The organism is Streptomyces sp. NPDC027189 (assembly GCF_055566975.1).
This window is the reverse complement of the sequence record NZ_JBVHRI010000017.1, coordinates 75985-90042: the sequence shown is the minus strand read 5'-3', so window position 1 is coordinate 90042 and position 14058 is coordinate 75985. Positions and strand designations below refer to the sequence as shown.

The 14058-nt window shown below is 72.5% G+C and carries 16 protein-coding genes; 7 read left to right on the top strand and 9 right to left on the bottom strand.

Annotation, left to right across the window (positions count from 1 at the left end; translation table 11 throughout):
- Position 1 precedes the first annotated feature (1 nt).
- From ACZ4RZ_RS33175 to modA, 3 genes are all read right to left on the bottom strand, one after another.
- A complete protein-coding gene (locus tag ACZ4RZ_RS33175) occupies positions 2-1111 on the bottom strand; it encodes an ABC transporter ATP-binding protein (RefSeq protein ID WP_467750270.1) in 1110 nt (369 codons plus the stop codon).
- A gap of 97 nt (positions 1112-1208) precedes the next feature.
- On the bottom strand, positions 1209-2102 hold the full coding sequence (locus ACZ4RZ_RS33170; protein WP_467750268.1) for an ABC transporter permease: 894 nt from the start codon (positions 2100-2102) through the stop codon (positions 1209-1211).
- A gap of 46 nt (positions 2103-2148) precedes the next feature.
- Positions 2149-2979, bottom strand: a complete 831-nt coding sequence (gene modA / locus ACZ4RZ_RS33165) for a molybdate ABC transporter substrate-binding protein (RefSeq protein WP_467750266.1) — start codon at positions 2977-2979, stop codon at positions 2149-2151.
- Positions 2980-3154: 175 nt separating this feature from the next.
- Between modA and ACZ4RZ_RS33160 the strand changes: the two genes are divergently transcribed.
- From ACZ4RZ_RS33160 to ACZ4RZ_RS33150, 3 genes are all read left to right on the top strand, one after another.
- Positions 3155-3655: a molybdopterin-dependent oxidoreductase gene (locus ACZ4RZ_RS33160; RefSeq protein WP_467750264.1), complete on the top strand. Its 501-nt coding sequence runs from the start codon at positions 3155-3157 to the stop codon at positions 3653-3655.
- A 100-nt stretch (positions 3656-3755) separates the two neighbouring features.
- Positions 3756-4688 (top strand): LysR family transcriptional regulator, encoded by a 933-nt coding sequence (locus ACZ4RZ_RS33155; RefSeq protein WP_467750262.1) that lies wholly within the window; start codon positions 3756-3758, stop codon positions 4686-4688.
- Positions 4689-4763: 75 nt separating this feature from the next.
- The gene (locus ACZ4RZ_RS33150) at positions 4764-5477 is read left to right on the top strand and encodes an NAD(P)-dependent oxidoreductase (protein WP_467750260.1); all 714 of its coding nucleotides are present in this window, start codon (positions 4764-4766) and stop codon (positions 5475-5477) included.
- Between the two features lie 13 nt (positions 5478-5490).
- On the opposite strand, the gene ACZ4RZ_RS33145 is transcribed toward ACZ4RZ_RS33150, so the two are convergent.
- The gene (locus tag ACZ4RZ_RS33145; protein ID WP_467750259.1) at positions 5491-5883 is read right to left on the bottom strand and encodes a TOBE domain-containing protein; all 393 of its coding nucleotides are present in this window, start codon (positions 5881-5883) and stop codon (positions 5491-5493) included.
- Between the two features lie 290 nt (positions 5884-6173).
- Here ACZ4RZ_RS33145 and ACZ4RZ_RS33140 point away from each other — a divergent pair, with 290 nt between their 5' ends.
- Positions 6174-6569 carry a DUF5994 family protein gene (locus ACZ4RZ_RS33140; RefSeq protein WP_467750258.1) on the top strand — a complete coding sequence of 132 codons (396 nt, stop codon included), beginning with the start codon at positions 6174-6176 and terminating at the stop codon, positions 6567-6569.
- Between the two features lie 42 nt (positions 6570-6611).
- Here the strand turns inward: ACZ4RZ_RS33140 and ACZ4RZ_RS33135 are convergent, their stop codons facing one another.
- The 3 genes from ACZ4RZ_RS33135 to ACZ4RZ_RS33125 form a co-directional block, all read right to left on the bottom strand.
- Entirely contained in the window at positions 6612-7205 is a 594-nt protein-coding gene (locus ACZ4RZ_RS33135; RefSeq protein ID WP_467750257.1) for a GNAT family N-acetyltransferase, read from the bottom strand.
- 126 nt (positions 7206-7331) lie between these two features.
- Entirely contained in the window at positions 7332-7619 is a 288-nt protein-coding gene (locus tag ACZ4RZ_RS33130) for a hypothetical protein (RefSeq protein WP_467750255.1), read from the bottom strand.
- Positions 7616-8230 carry a DUF5994 family protein gene (locus ACZ4RZ_RS33125; RefSeq protein ID WP_467750253.1) on the bottom strand — a complete coding sequence of 205 codons (615 nt, stop codon included), beginning with the start codon at positions 8228-8230 and terminating at the stop codon, positions 7616-7618. The genes ACZ4RZ_RS33130 and ACZ4RZ_RS33125 overlap by 4 nt, the downstream gene beginning before the upstream one ends.
- Positions 8231-8742: 512 nt before the next feature.
- Between ACZ4RZ_RS33125 and ACZ4RZ_RS33120 the strand changes: the two genes are divergently transcribed.
- Together ACZ4RZ_RS33120 and ACZ4RZ_RS33115 are read left to right on the top strand one after the other, a co-directional pair.
- On the top strand, positions 8743-10845 hold the full coding sequence (locus ACZ4RZ_RS33120) for a xanthine dehydrogenase family protein molybdopterin-binding subunit (RefSeq protein ID WP_467750455.1): 2103 nt from the start codon (positions 8743-8745) through the stop codon (positions 10843-10845).
- 10 nt (positions 10846-10855) lie between these two features.
- Positions 10856-11311 (top strand): (2Fe-2S)-binding protein, encoded by a 456-nt coding sequence (locus tag ACZ4RZ_RS33115; protein WP_467750251.1) that lies wholly within the window; start codon positions 10856-10858, stop codon positions 11309-11311.
- 249 nt (positions 11312-11560) lie between these two features.
- On the opposite strand, the gene ACZ4RZ_RS33110 is transcribed toward ACZ4RZ_RS33115, so the two are convergent.
- Positions 11561-11929, bottom strand: coding sequence for an STAS domain-containing protein (locus ACZ4RZ_RS33110; protein WP_467750249.1), 369 nt, complete (start codon positions 11927-11929; stop codon positions 11561-11563).
- 308 nt (positions 11930-12237) lie between these two features.
- Here ACZ4RZ_RS33110 and ACZ4RZ_RS33105 point away from each other — a divergent pair, with 308 nt between their 5' ends.
- Positions 12238-13017: a L,D-transpeptidase family protein gene (locus ACZ4RZ_RS33105; RefSeq protein ID WP_467750248.1), complete on the top strand. Its 780-nt coding sequence runs from the start codon at positions 12238-12240 to the stop codon at positions 13015-13017.
- A gap of 36 nt (positions 13018-13053) precedes the next feature.
- Here the strand turns inward: ACZ4RZ_RS33105 and ACZ4RZ_RS33100 are convergent, their stop codons facing one another.
- On the bottom strand, positions 13054-14031 hold the full coding sequence (locus ACZ4RZ_RS33100; protein WP_467750246.1) for an NADPH:quinone reductase: 978 nt from the start codon (positions 14029-14031) through the stop codon (positions 13054-13056).
- Between the last annotated feature and the right edge of the window lie 27 nt (positions 14032-14058).

Genomic DNA, 14058 nt, shown 5'->3' with positions numbered 1-14058 from the left:
CCTACGCCGGATACGCGTGCGTCTGCGTGGCCTTCACCGTCGCCCAGACCGGGGCACCCGGTTGCAGCTCCAGTTCCGCCGCGGCGACCGTCGTCAGGTCGGCGGCGAGCGGGAGTTCGCCGGTGAGGTCCGCGCGGATCTGGTCGCCGTGGGTCTCCAGTCCGCCGACCCGGCACCGCCACAGATTGCGGGCGCTGGAGCCGGTGGGGCGGTCGCGGTGCAGGGTGACTGCGCTGGGCGGGAAGGCCACGAAGACCGGTCCGCCGAGGTCCTCGGTCGTGGTGATCGCCGGGCCCGCGTCGAGCCGTACGGTGTGGCCCTCGGCCTGCCCCCGGTAGAGGTTGAGGCCGACCAGCTGGGCGATGTAGTCGGTGCGCGGGTGTCGGGCGATGTCCGACGGTGTGCCCTCCTGGACGACGCGGCCGTGCTCGATGACGACGAGCCGGTCGGCCAGCACCATCGCGTCCAGCGGGTCGTGCGTCACCAGTACGGCGACGGCCTCGAAGTCGGCCAGGTGATGACGGAGTTGGGCGCGAATATCGAGGCGCGTACGGGCGTCGAGCGCGGCGAGCGGTTCGTCCAGCAGGAGCAGCCGGGGGTGGGTGGCCAGCGCGCGGGCGAGTGCGACGCGTTGCGCCTGTCCGCCGGAGAGGCGGCGCGGCTTGGCCCCGGCGTGGTCGGCCAGGCCCATGCGGTCCAGCCATTCGGCGGCCTGCGCCCGTGCCTCCGCCTTCCCTGCGCCCTGGCAGCGCGGTCCGAAGGCCACGTTGTCGAGGGCGGTCAGGTGCGGGAAGAGCAGGTAGTCCTGGAAGACGACGCCGACGGGACGGGATTCGGGCGGCGTAGGGTCCAGCGCGGCGCCGTCCAGCCGCAGATGCCCGCCGTCGGACAGCGGGGTGAGTCCGGCCAGCGTGCGCAGCGCGGTGGTCTTGCCCGCGCCGTTCGGCCCGAGCAGCGCGACGACGTCGCCGGGGGCGGCGGTCAGCGCGACATCGAGGTGGAAGGCGCCGCGGTGGACGACGAGGCGGGCGTCGAGGCCTTTGCCGAGTCCCTCGTCGGCGAAGGCCTGGTCGCCGGCGGGGGGCAGGTCATCGAGAGGTGCGTCCGTCATCACGTCACCCTCATCCATGCCACTACGTCCGTCATGGCGCCATCAGCGTCTCGCATACGTCCGTCCGTCCTGGCGTGACCACGGTCTCGTGCGCCCGTCATGACGCCGCCGTCATCCAGCGGTCGCGCAGTCCCGCGAGGACCGCGATCGACACGGCAAGGAGCACCAGGCTCAGCGCGATCGCGGCGGCCGGGTCGTTCTGCAGGGCCAGGTACACGGCCAGCGGCATGGTCTGCGTACGGCCGGGGAAGTTGCCCGCGAAAGTGATCGTCGCGCCGAACTCGCCGAGCGCGCGGGCCCAGGCCAGCACGGAGCCCGCCGCGACCCCGGGCGCGATCAGCGGCAGTGTGACCCGGCGGAACGCGGTGAAGCGGGAGGCGCCCAGGGTCATGGCGGCCTCCTCGTAGCGCGGATCGGCGGCCCGCAGCGTGCCCTCCACGCTGATCACGAGGAACGGCATCGCCACGAACGCCTCGGCCACGATCACCCCGGCCGTCGTGAACGGCAGCGTGATCCCGAAGGCCGAGTCCAGCCACTGCCCGACGACCCCGTTGCGGCCGAGGGCCAGCAGCAGGGCCACGCCGCCCACCACCGGGGGCAGCACGAGCGGCAGCGTCACCAGGGCGCGTACGAAGCCGCGCCCCGGGAAGTCCGTGCGCGCGAGCAGCCACGCGAGGGGCACGCCCAGCACCAGGCTCACCGCGGTCGCCGCGGTGGCGGTGACCAGGGACAGCTGGAGCGCCTGCCAGACCTCCGTACTGGTCAGCTGGTCCGGCAGGCCCCGCCAGGGAGCCCGTGCGAGGAGGGCGACCAGGGGGAGGAGCAGGAAGGCGAGCCCGACCAGAGCGGGCAGCAGGAGGGGAAGCGGCGCCCCGCGCCGCGCTCGGTCGCCCGCCCCGCGCCGCGCCCGGACGCGTCCGCGCCGCGGCCCACCCGTCAGGGTGTCGGCCGGGTCGTCGGACTTGTCGAGCGCGGTCACGGGATCACTCATGACTTCAGGAGACGGGCTTCAGGGCGTCGGCTTCAAGAGGCGCGCGTCAGGAGGTGGGCGGCAGGAACCCGGCCGCCGTCAGGACCTTCTGGCCCTCGGCGGACTGCACCAGCTCGATGAACGCCTTCGCCGCGGCCGCGTTGGGCGCGTCCTTGAGCAGGGCGATCGGGTAGTCATTGATGGCCTTGGCCGACTCGGGGAACTCCACGCCCCCCACCTTGTCACCGGCCGCCTTCACATCGGTCTTGTAGACGACGGCGGCGTCGGCCTCCTTCAGCTCCACCTTCGTCAGGGCGCTCTTGACGTCCTGCTCGTACGAGACCGGGGTGAGCTTGAGGCTGCTGGCGTCCAGCGCCTTCTGGGCGGCGGCGCCGCACGGCACCGTCTTGTCGCACAGCACGACCTTCAGGCCGGACTTGGTGAGGTCCTTCAGGGAGGCGACCTTGTCGGGGTTGCCGGGCAGGGTGGCGATCTCCAGCTGGTTGCGGACGAAGGTGGTCGGCGTGCCGACCGCGTCGCTCTTGTCCGTCACGATCGCCATCGTCTTGGGGCTGGCGGCGGCGAACACGTCGGCCGGGGCGCCCCCGGTGATGCTCGCGGCGAGCGTGTCACTGCCGCCGAAGCTGAAGGTCACCTTCGTACCGGGGTGCTCCTTCTCGAACTCCTTGCCCAGCGTCGTGAAGCTCTCCTTGAGAGAGGCGGCGGCGAAGACGGTCACCGTGCCGGAGAGCTTCGAGGTGTCCTTGGCGGAGGCCGAGGAGTCCGGCTTCGCCGAGGAGTCGGACGAGGAGGAGCAGGCGCTCAGGGCCAGCATCGCGGCGGCGCCGGCGCCTGCCACCTGCAGGGTCCGGCGGGTCCGGCGTGCGGTACGGGTCATTACGGTTCCACTCCCTCTGAAGCCTCAGTCGTGCATACGCCGATCATACTTCCGCAGATGCCACCCGTAAGTCTCCTGTCACATCGCATGAGCTGGGTGATCGACGCATGGATGTACGCATGTGCGTTTGTACGGGACGGTGCCGCGGGTACCGTCTTCCGGGAGGTGGTACCCAGTGACCCAGTCCCTTACGGAACCGCCCGTTCGCCCGGCGGCGGAGCTGACCCTGACCGGTGACCTGGCCCGTCCCGCCCGGCTGACCGTGCCCGACCTGCTGGCCTGGCCCCAGCACCGGGTCCGGGTCAGCTTCGAGTGCGCCACCAGTGGCGTACAGCACCACCGCTTCGAGGGACCGCTGCTGCACGACGTCCTGCGCGCGGCCGGACCCGTCTTCGACCCGGCCCGCCGCAAGGACCGCCTGCGCTTCCTCATCGCGGTGACGGGCTCGGACGGCCACCACGCCCTGCTCACCTGGGCCGAGTTCGATCCGGACTTCGCGCACTCCCCGGTGCTGCTGGCGGTCGGCATCGACGACACCCCGCTCGACACGGCGGGTCCCCAGCTGGTGCTGCCCCAGGACCGCTGCGGCGCCCGGCACATCAGCGGCATCAACGCGATTCGCGTGGACGGCCGCTACATGTCGTGGACGGCCGACGGCGGCTCGGGCCGCCGGTAGCGGTGGACCTGTGCGCCGCCCTGCTCTGCCGGGAAAGCGGCCCCTCCCGTGACATGATCGCCCGGCGTCTGCGACGCTGACCCGCCAACGGAGGTGTCGCATGCTGCTGCGTCAGCTGGAGTACCTGGTCGCGCTCGCCCGGGAGCGGCACTTCGCGCGGGCGGCGGCGGCCTGTTTCGTCACGCAGCCGTCGCTGTCGGCGGCGATCCGCCGGCTGGAACACGAGCTGGACGTGCCGATCGTGCGGCGGGGCAGGAAGTACGAGGGGCTCACCCCCGAGGGCGAGGTCGTACTGGCCTGGGCGCACCGCATCCTGGCCGAGCGCGACGCCCTGCGCCAGGAGCTGTCGGCGCTGCGCGGGGGCCTGACCGGCACCCTGCGCCTGGGCATCGTCCCCACCGCGCTGCCCGCCGCCTCCCTCCTCACCACCCCGTTCTGCGAGCGGCATCCGCGGGCTCGGGTCAGCCTGGAGTCGCTGTCGTCCGCCGAGATCAGCCACGGTCTCGCCGAGTTCGAGCTGGACGCGGCGATGACGTATCTCGACGACGACGAGCTGCGTCACGTACGCCGCTTCCCGCTGTACGAGGAGCGGTACGTGCTTCTCACTCCGGTGGACGGCCCGCTGGCCACGGCGCCGACGGCCCGCTGGGCGCACGCGGCGGCGCTGCCGCTGTGTCTGCTGAGCCCCCGGATGCGCAACCGCCGGATCATCGACGAGTGCTTCGCCGCCGACGGCGCGACGGCCGCCCCGGCGATCGAGTCGGACACGGTCGCCGGGCTGTACGCGCATCTGCCGGGCGGCCGCTGGTCCAGCGTGATCTCGCATGCCTGGCTGCACACGTTCGGGGTGCCGGACGGGATGCGAGTGGTGCCGCTGGAAGGGCCCGCGCACGGGCCGAGGGTCGGGATCGTGGTGGCCCGGGAGGACCCTCAGTCGGTCCTGGCGGAGGCGCTGTTGAAGGTGGCGCGGGAGGTGGGCGTACGGGACACCCTCGACGCGCTGCTGAAGGAGCATCTGGGCGAGCGGGGCTGACGGCGGGGCTGACAGCCGCCGGCTGTCCGGGCACAGCAACGTTCGCTTTGACCAGCGCGATTGACCCTGGGGATCGTGAAAGCACCTTGCCCGACGCCGACGCCGACGCCGACGCCGACGCCGACGCCGACGCCGACGCCGACGTCGTCGTCTCGCCTGGAGGGCATGCACGTGGGCACGGTCGCCGCGGGGCGCATCGGCCTCGCGGTGCTGCGTCGCCTCGCGCCCTTCGACGTGAAGCTGCACTACACGGACCGGCACCGGCTGCCGGAGGCCGTCGAGCGGGAGCTCGGTCTCACTTTCCACCCGTCCGCCGCCGAGATGGCCCCGCACTGCGACGTCGTCACCATCAACGCGCCGCTGCATCCGCAGACGGAGGGCCTGTTCGGCGACGAGCTGCTCGGCGCGATGAGGCGCGGGGCGTATCTGATCAACACCGCCCGGGCGCCGATCGTGGACCGGGACGCGGTCGAACGAGCTCTGCGCAGCGGGAAGTTGGCGGGATACGCGGGTGACGTCTGGTATCCGCAGCCCGCGCCGGCCGACCACCCCTGGCGCACGATGCCGCACCACGGCATGACCCCGCACATCTCGGGTTCCTCGCTCTCCGCGCAGGCCCGTTACGCGGCGGGCACCCGGGAGATCCTGGAGTCCTGGCTGGACGGCGCCCCGGTCCGCGACGAGTACCTGATCGTCGACGGCGGCGCGCCGGCGGGGACGGGGGCGCACTCGTACTCGACGGGGACTGCGACAGCGGCGGCGACGCAGCCGCCGACGGCAGCGTCGTAAACCGTACGTCCCCTCACGTGCGGTCGATGTGCACGTTGGTCGACTTCACCCGGGCGGTGGCCTCCATGCCGACCTCCAGGCCCAGCTCCTCGACGGCCTCCCGGGTCAGCAGCGAGACCAGCCGGTGCGGTCCCGCCTGGATCTCCACCTGGGCCGCGACATCGCCGAGTTTGACGGCGGTGACGATGCCCGGGAACGCGTTGCGGACGGAGGTGTAGGAGGCACCCTCCTCACCGCCGGTCCCGGCCAGCTCGACCGAGAACGCGGCGAGATCCCGCCCGTCGATGAGCCGCCGCCCGCCCTCGTCCCGATGTGTGGCCACCCGCCCGGCGTCCGCCCACCGCCGGGCGGTGTCGGGGCTCACGCCGAGGAGCCGGGCGGCCTGGCCGATGGTGTAGGACTGCATACGCGCCAAGATAGGCAGGTGATCATTGCAGCTGCAAGCAAATCCCCTCTCGGGGCCCGCGCGCCCACTCGCCGCAAGTCCCCATTCCCGCAAGGCGGAGTAGGCTGAGCGGACCGAGGGCACCTCGTACGCCGGCGATCAGGCCGGTCTCGTCCCCGGTTCACGACGACACCGGGGAGATCTTCGCCCGGGGCGGTTCTGCCCCGGGACGTCACCGGAGCCCGCAGCCCGCGCACCCGAATGAGCCACCGGCACGTCTCACACGTCGTGCCCCAGACAGGAGCGCCTTCATGGCCACCGTCGTCGAACCCCTGCCCTCCCCGCCCCTCGCCCGGCTGCGCCTGGCGCCGCACAGCGTCATGCCGCGGCGCATTGACGGGGCCTGGTGGCCCCGCTCGCGCGATCTCCTCACCGAACTTCCGCTGCTGATCGGCGCGTTGCCCCGGACGTGGGGTCAGATCACCGCCGTCACCGTGAACACGGCGATGTGGCCGGCCTCGCCCGGACGGATGCTCGTCGCCAACCATGTCGTACGGCTGCGCAGGGCGACCGGCGCGCACGGCCGGCACACTGTCTGCCTGCTCAGCCAGGGCCGGGGACGCCGGGACCTGCTGGTCGTACCTCCGGAGGTGGCCGCGGCGGACGCCGAGCCGCTGATGGCGGCCGCGGCGACGGACGCCGGCTGACGGCAGGCGGGGCGGGTCCGGTCGGACGGCCGCGGCGTGGGATCAGCGCAACGGCCTTCGGATCCATACCTCCTGAGCAGCCGTTTCCCGACCGGGACCGGCGCCGGAGCCGGCGTCCGAAAAGGCGCGGGGAGCTAGTTCGCCGAGTTTCGACCAGCCCCAGGCGTGCAGGGTCTGTGCCGCCGCGTTCTCACGACCGTCGTCGACGGGCCGCTCCACAGCGGCGACGACCAGGTCGGTGGCGAGCCGTGCCAGCAGCCGTTCGCCCAGGCGGGTCGCGATGCCCTCCCGTCGGTGGGCCGGCAGCACCATCAGCTCGGCCAGCAGGAATGTCCTTCCCGAGGCGGTGAGTTCCTCGATCTCCGTCGGCAGGTCGCCCCGGAAACCGGCCCACCACTCGCCCGTGCGGTCCGCCCGGAAGCCGTACGCACAGCCGACCAGGCCGGTCGCGTCGGCGACCACCATGTCGAAGCCGGTGCGCTGCACATGCTGCTCGAACCGGCTCAGAAAGCCCTGACGGTCGCGGTATTCGGCACCCGCGGCACCTCGATAGGCCGTGACGTGGACGTCCGCGACGGCGTGCCGCTGCTGCTCGGCCTGCCACCGGGACAGCCTGCGCAAGTACACCTCTGCCATACGGGCCTCCACCGGTCGCGGGACGGATATCCCCGACTCGGCATGGTGACAGCGGGAACCGACGGGGTAAACGGGCCGTGGGGCCCCGGCGCGGTTACCCCGTCGTACAGCCGGTGCGAAGCGCTCCTACGCACGTGCCCCGCGGGTGCGGCGGCGTGGGCGGAAGCGGCCGCGGCCTCCGTCGCGGTGGTCGCGGTGGGTGTGCACGGCGGGTGGTGCGGGCGGTGGGGGAGAGGGTTTCGCGCTGTCCCCGTTGCCGGGGGTGTCGGTCCGTCCACCGGACGGGGGGCGGCCGTACGAGCGCAGAGCGATGCGGTCGGCCCGCTGGGTGTTGAGCCGGTGCAGGACGTACGTCGCAATGGCGATCAGAACGAGGAACGCGGCGACGGTCAGGCTCGCGTCCACGGTCGTCACATCCCCACGATCAGGCGGCTGGGCTGCCCGGGATCGGCCGTGAGGGGGGTATCGATCGTGTGGATCGACGAGGCGCCGCCCTCGTACTCCCCGGATTCCTCCGCTTCCTCGGGGTCCGGCGTCCGGTCGGCCGCGGAGACGTCGTGCGGCGACTCCGCCTCCGCCGCCATGAGCGCGCTCGCGGTCAGCGGCGGGCCGTCGTATGCGACCGCGGCCTTCATGAGGCGAGCGGCCGAGGCGGCCCCGGTACCCGGCGGGATCACCAGCAGGTCCCAGCGGCCGGCGGTGTAGGACAGCAGCCGGATCTTGTGCGGGTCCAGCTCCGTCGTGAACCAGCCGACCTTCACCACGTGCCCGCGGGCGGGGATCTGGCGCGGAACGACCGGCCAGTGCGTGGGGTTGACGGCGACGCGGGTGATGCGGCCCCACAGGGGGTCGAGTACGTCGATCAGGTCGGGAAGCTCCCGCGCCAGGTCCCGTGAGCGGGGCCACCAGGCGCCGTCCAGCAGCCCGCGGGAGGAACCCGTGGCCTTCAGCGCGAGGCGGGCGGTCGGGATGTCGGGCCGCTCTTGCCGCGGCGGCGGATCGCGGTGGTCGAAGGTCGAGGACATGATGCCGACCCGTCCCCGGGACGACCTGTGGACGGCCCGGTGTGAATCTCTCACCGAGAACGACCCCGGCATGGCAGCCGGTATGCGAAATGCCCTCGGTGAGTCAAAACTACTCCGCGACGAACCCGAACGGACCGCCCGGGACGTCGAGTTTCCCGCCCGCGGCGAGCACGACCGCGCCGGGGTCGACCACGATGGAGCCCACGTGTCCGCCGGACGCGCGCAGAGGGCGGCAAGGAGTACGACATCTACGTCTCGGCACCCGAGGCCCGTTGGGACAAGTACCGCCCTGTCTTCGACAAGGTGAAGGCCGGCTTCCGCACCGACTGAAGCGTGCACCGGCCGGGGACCGAAGCACACCTTCGGGTGAGCCGAAGGCGGCGCGCGCGTTCAAATCAACTCTCCGGGTACGCAACCCGGAAGAGGACTGGCCCCTCCTAGATAACAGTCGAACCAACCCGGTGCACGGAGAGGACTGTCTGGTGGACCGTCAGTTGTCCCGCCGCAGGTTCATGGTCTACACGCTGGCGGCGTCCACCCTGACCGTCGCGGCGCCGCTCGGCTGCGACGGATCCTCGGCGGAGGGTGTCGAGCCCACCGCGGCGGGCGTCCGCACCCCGTCCGACGTCCTGGTGACCGGCACCGACGAGGAGATGCTGGTCCTGGAGGTCACCGCGGCCAACAGGGTGGTCGTACGGCTGCCGCGCGTCGAGGTCGGCCAGGGCATCACGACCGCGGTCGCCATGATGATCGCCGAGGAGCTGGACGCCCGGCTCGCCGACGTCGACATCCCGCTCGCCGAGGCCCGGACCAAGGGGAACCAGTACACCGGCGGTTCGAACTCGGTCGGTTCGCTGTACGGCCCCGCCCGCGAGCTGGCCGCGACCGCGCGCGCCAAGCTGGTGACGGCGGCCGCGCGGCGCTGGCATCTGTCGCCGCGGCTGCTGCGTACCCGGGACACGATGGTGATCGCCCCCGACGGGCGTACGGCCACCTTCGGGTCACTCACCGAGAGCGCCGCCCGGATCCAGCGGCCCGCCGTGTCGACCAGGCCCAAGCCGACGTCCGAGCACCGGGTGATCGGGCGGCCGACGACGCGGATCGACGCGCGGGACATCGTCACCGGTAGGGCGAAGTACGCCGGGGACCTGGCGGTGGCCGGAGCGAAGCCGACCGTGGTGGCGCGGCCGCCGATGCTCGGCGGGAAGGTGGTCTCGGTCGACGACCGGGCGGCCCGCGCCCTGCCGGGCGTCCACGCGGTCGTCAGGATCGCCGGTGGTGTCGCCGTGGTGGCGGAATCCTTCCACCACGCCTTCAAGGCGAGGGATGCCCTGCGGATCACCTGGGCCCCGGGTCCGCTCGCGGCCCTGTCCGACGCGGCCATCCGGTCCCGGCTGCGGGCCGCGGTTCCGCCGCTCGGGACGCCACTGCTCGGAACGAGGCAGGTGACGGGCGAGTTCGAGTTCGCGTTCGTCAGCCATGCCCCGATGGAGGTGCTGACCGCGGTCGCGGACGTGCGCGCCGACCGTGCCGAGCTCTGGTTCTCCTCCCAGACGCCGATGGACGCGCGCGACAGCATCGCCTCGGCGGTGGGGCTGCCGGCGTCGAAGGTACGGGTCCATGTCACGCGGGGCGGTGGCTCGTTCGGACGGCGGCTGAACTTCGACGCGGCGATCGAGGCGGCCCTGATCTCCAAGGCGGCGCACCGGCCGGTGAAGCTGATGTGGAGCCGCAACGACGATATCCGGCACGGCAGGATGCGCCCGGCCAGTCACCACCGGATCCGCGCCAGCCACGCGGGCGGCAGGGTGGTGGCCTTCACCCACATGATGGCCTCGGTGAACGAGGCCTATGGGCAGGAGGGCCCAGCCGCCCAGGGCGGGGTCAGCGGCGTGGTTTCCGGCTCCCGGGCGGCGGGCCCGCTGCCCAGCGACAGCGGCCTGTACAACTTCGGACGGGTCTCCGGGGACTCGGGCGGGGTGGAGCTGGCGATGCCCCTCGGCGCCTGGCGTTCGGTGGACTCCGGGACGATGCGCACCGCGGAGGAGATCGTCGTCGACGAGGTCGCGGGGAGCCTGGGCCAGGATCCGGTGGCGTTCCGGCGTACGACGCTCAGGAGCAAGACGGTCAGGGCCGTGCTCGACAAGGTCGCGAGCGCCGGGAACTGGGGCCGGACCCTGCCGGCCGGTCAGGCCCAGGGCGTGGCCGTCCACGAGGAGTACGGCTCCTGCGTGGCCTGCCTGGTCGAGATCGACGCCACCGACCCGAAGAGGCCCCGGGTGACCAAGGTGGTGATGGCGGCCGACGTCGGAACGGCCGTCAATCCGCGCGGCCTTGAGGCCCAGCTCATGGGCACCGCCGCCGACGGCATCTCCACCGTGCTGCAAGCGGGCCTGCACATCGACCGGGGCGCCGTCCGCGAGGGCAGCTTCGCCGACTTCCACTACGCCCGCCAGCGGCACGCTCCGCTGCACTTCGAGGCGCACATCATGCCCTCCCGGCGGAACCCCGGCGGGGCGGGCGAACTCGGCGTCCCCGCGGCTGCGGGCGCCGTCGCCAACGCCTACGCCCGCGCGACGGGTACCCGCCCCCGCCGATTCCCGATCAACTTCTGAGACGGTGCCGATGCCCTCCTACTCGTTCCTGCTCAACGGGAAGCCGGTCACCGTCCAGGCGCCGGCCGACATGCCGCTGCTGTGGGTCCTGCGCGACATGCTGGACGTCACGGGTCCCAAGTACGGCTGCGGGGTCGGCGTCTGCCGTGCCTGCACCAGCCATCTCGACGGGGCAGAGATCCAGCCCTGCGTCGTCCCGGTCGAGGACTGCGCGGGACGCAAGGTCACCACCATCGAGGGCCTGGCCGACGGCGACACGCTGCACCCGGTCCAACAGGCCTGGATCGACTGCGATGTCGCCCAGTGCGGCTTCTGCCAGCCCGGGCAGATCATGGCCGCGGCGGCCCTCCTCAAGAAGACGTCCAGCCCGACGGACGCCGACATCGACCGCATCGAGAACGTCTGCCGCTGCGGTACCTACTCCCGGATCCGCGAGGCGATCAAGAAGGCCTCCGCCCAGGGCTGAGGGCTCGACGTTTCATGACGGCCGCGGCGGTCGTGGGCTCGGCCGCCGTATCGGCCGCCCGTACGGGCCTTCGTGTTCAGCGCGTTCTGGGACTCTGTCGTGGGGCTCCGCCCCAGACCCCGCCTTGGGGCTCTGGGAATCACCATCGGCTGAAGGCTGTACGCCTATATGGGCTCGCGCGCCAACGGCGCCATATGCCGCACCGATCTGCGCACCGGAGAGGGCAAGATCCCGGACAGACGTCACACATCACGCGGGTCGGTCGGCCGCCGCGCCGTCCGCGGGTACGTCGTGCCAGGCGTCCTGGGCACTCGCGTACCGGGGGAAGCGCTCCAGCACGCCGCCGGCCTGGAACACGAGACCTGTGCCCGGCCGGGTGTGCACGACGCGCACCCATCCGAGCCGCTCGTGGCAGTCCTCCCACGCCGCGCACAGCGGCGCCAGGACGCTGCCGTCCATGAACGTCACGCCGCTCAGATCGACGATGAGGTACAGGCGGCCGGTGCCTTGGCGGGCGTCCTCCAGCGCGTGGGTGAACGCCGGGGCGGTCGTCAGGTCCAGCTCGCCGTCGGCGCGGACCACGCGGCACTCGTCGAACAGGTCGGGATGCGGGCCCATACGACCCATCTCCTAGGTCTGTGGGGTGGCTTTCGCCTTGCGCAGGGCCTCTGTTGCGCGGAGCGGGACTGCACGGAGAGGGCCGGGGTCACGGGCTGCCGTGCGGCCAGCGTACTGCCGTGCGAGGCAGCCGGTCGTGCCGCTTCGGGTATGCGTCGAGGTGATGACCGGCGGGGCTGTACCCGACCGGTTCCTGGCGGTTCGGGGGCGGAAGCCGATCGGGAGCGTGAGCGGACTTGTTGGCCCTCGTCCGACCTCGTGCGACGGAGCTGACCAGTTCCTCACAGGTCTCGTCCAGGCTGCCGATCATGGCTTCATCAACCAGTCGCCCGGTCCCCGTGGGGATGTCGGCCGCAGCCCTGGTCCTGTCCGTGGCGCTCGTCGGGTGCGCGGGCGCCGGGGCCGCCGAATCGGCCCCTGGAGTCCTCGGCGCCCCCGCCACGACGCAAGCCATGCCCCGGCAATCCTCCGTGGACACCCAGGCGTCCGCCGCGTCCGTCCCCGCCCCTCTCCCGGGGCTGGGCCCCGCGACGCTGGGCGGGATACCCGAGAACGCACGGCAAGTCGTCCTGGTCACCGGCCGGGGCAAGGACTCCCCGATAGCGCAGGTGGTGCTGTACCGGCGTACCAGCGATGGTTGGCAGCCGGGAGCCGCCTGGCCGGCCCACAACGCCCTCAAGGGATGGACGGACGACCACCACGCCGGTGATCTCCGCTCGCCCATCGGCGTGTTCGGCCTCACCGACGCCGGTGGGCTGCGGGCCGATCCCGGCACCAAGCTGCCGTACGACCGGTCGGGGGGCTTCGCCATCGGCGGCACGGGTTTCGAGGGCGAGCCGCTCGCGGGCTCCTTCGACTACGTCGTCGCGATCAACTACAACCACGAGCCCGGCACCTCCCCCCTCGACTGGACCCGCCCACTCGGCGCGGGCAAGGGCGGCGGCATCTGGCTGCACGTCGACCACGGCGGCCCCACGCACGGCTGCGTGAGCCTGGCGCAGGAGCACATGAAGGAACTGCTGCGCACCCTCGATCCCGCCCGGCACCCGGTGATCGTCATGGGGGACGCCGGGTCCCTCGCCCGCTGACGCCCCGGTCGAGGACGTACGAGAGATGCCGGTCGCCTAGGGGACGGTGACCAGGACGCGGCCGCGGCCGCCGGCGTCGACGCGGTCGTGGCCGCGGGCGATCTCGTCCAGCGGGTAGCGGTCGCCGACGTCGACGGTGAGGGCGCCGGCGGCGGCCGCGGCGGTGAGGTCGCGGGCGGCCTGTCGTTTCGCCTCGGCGGGGAAGTCGTCGCTGCCCAGCAGACGCAGGGTCACGTTGCGGAACAGCAGCGGCCAGAAGGGAAGTCGGGGCCGGTCGTCGCGGGTGGCGTAGGCCGCGACGACCGCGTCGTTCGCGACGACCGCGGTGTCCAGGTCGGCGTTGTCGGACAGGGCCACCTCGACGACGCGGTGCACCCCGTCGGGCGCGTACGCGCGGATGGCCTCGGCCGGGTCGTCCCGGTCGAGGGCGACGGCGTGGGACACCACGGCGGGGTCGACGCGTTCCAGGTCCTCGCCGCGCCGCACGGTGGCGATCACCGTCGCACCGCCCCAGCGGGCGAGCTGCGCGGCCAGTGAGCCGACGCCGCCGAGTACGCCGTGCACCAGCACGGTCCTGCCGTCGACCGGGCCGTCACTGAACACCGTCCGGTGCGCGGTGATCCCGGGGATGCCCAGACTCGCGCCGAGTTCGTCGCTCAGGTGCTCGGGCAGGGGCACGGCTTGCGGGGCGGGAACCACGGTGTACTGGGCCGCGGTACCGAACGGCCGGTAGGACTGGGCTCCGTACACCCACACCCGCTGCCCGATGCGGTGTGCGTCGACTCCCTCGCCGACGGCGTCGACGACACCGGCCGCATCGCTGTGCGGGATCACCCGGGGGAAGGGCATCGACGAACCGAGCCAGCCGCGCCGCTTCTTGGTGTCGCCGGGGTTGACTCCCGACACGGTGACACGGACGCGGACCTCGCCGGGGCCGGGCTCGGGGTCGGGCAGCTCGCCGACCTGGAGCACGTCGGCCGCCGGGCCCTGCCGGTCGTACCAGGACGCGAGCATCTGCGGACCTCCGTAGCCCCTCGGCGC

Bases quoted from the DNA above. Each gene is read 5' to 3' on its own strand.
- modA (WP_467750266.1), bottom strand. From the start codon at position 2,979: ATGACCCGTACCGCACGCCGGACCCGCCGGACCCTGCAGGTGGCAGGC.
- ACZ4RZ_RS33155 (WP_467750262.1), top strand. From the start codon at position 3,756: ATGCTGCTGCGTCAGCTGGAGTACCTGGTCGCGCTCGCCCGGGAGCGG.
- ACZ4RZ_RS33170 (WP_467750268.1), bottom strand. From the start codon at position 2,102: ATGAGTGATCCCGTGACCGCGCTCGACAAGTCCGACGACCCGGCCGAC.
- ACZ4RZ_RS33140 (WP_467750258.1), top strand. From the start codon at position 6,174: ATGGCCACCGTCGTCGAACCCCTGCCCTCCCCGCCCCTCGCCCGGCTG.
- ACZ4RZ_RS33135 (WP_467750257.1), bottom strand. From the start codon at position 7,205: ATGGCAGAGGTGTACTTGCGCAGGCTGTCCCGGTGGCAGGCCGAGCAG.
- ACZ4RZ_RS33105 (WP_467750248.1), top strand. From the start codon at position 12,238: ATGGCTTCATCAACCAGTCGCCCGGTCCCCGTGGGGATGTCGGCCGCA.
- ACZ4RZ_RS33175 (WP_467750270.1), bottom strand. From the start codon at position 1,111: ATGACGGACGCACCTCTCGATGACCTGCCCCCCGCCGGCGACCAGGCC.
- ACZ4RZ_RS33100 (WP_467750246.1), bottom strand. From the start codon at position 14,031: ATGCTCGCGTCCTGGTACGACCGGCAGGGCCCGGCGGCCGACGTGCTC.
- ACZ4RZ_RS33120 (WP_467750455.1), top strand. From the start codon at position 8,743: ATGGTCTACACGCTGGCGGCGTCCACCCTGACCGTCGCGGCGCCGCTC.
- ACZ4RZ_RS33110 (WP_467750249.1), bottom strand. From the start codon at position 11,929: ATGGGCCCGCATCCCGACCTGTTCGACGAGTGCCGCGTGGTCCGCGCC.
- ACZ4RZ_RS33145 (WP_467750259.1), bottom strand. From the start codon at position 5,883: ATGCAGTCCTACACCATCGGCCAGGCCGCCCGGCTCCTCGGCGTGAGC.
- ACZ4RZ_RS33125 (WP_467750253.1), bottom strand. From the start codon at position 8,230: ATGTCCTCGACCTTCGACCACCGCGATCCGCCGCCGCGGCAAGAGCGG.
- ACZ4RZ_RS33115 (WP_467750251.1), top strand. From the start codon at position 10,856: ATGCCCTCCTACTCGTTCCTGCTCAACGGGAAGCCGGTCACCGTCCAG.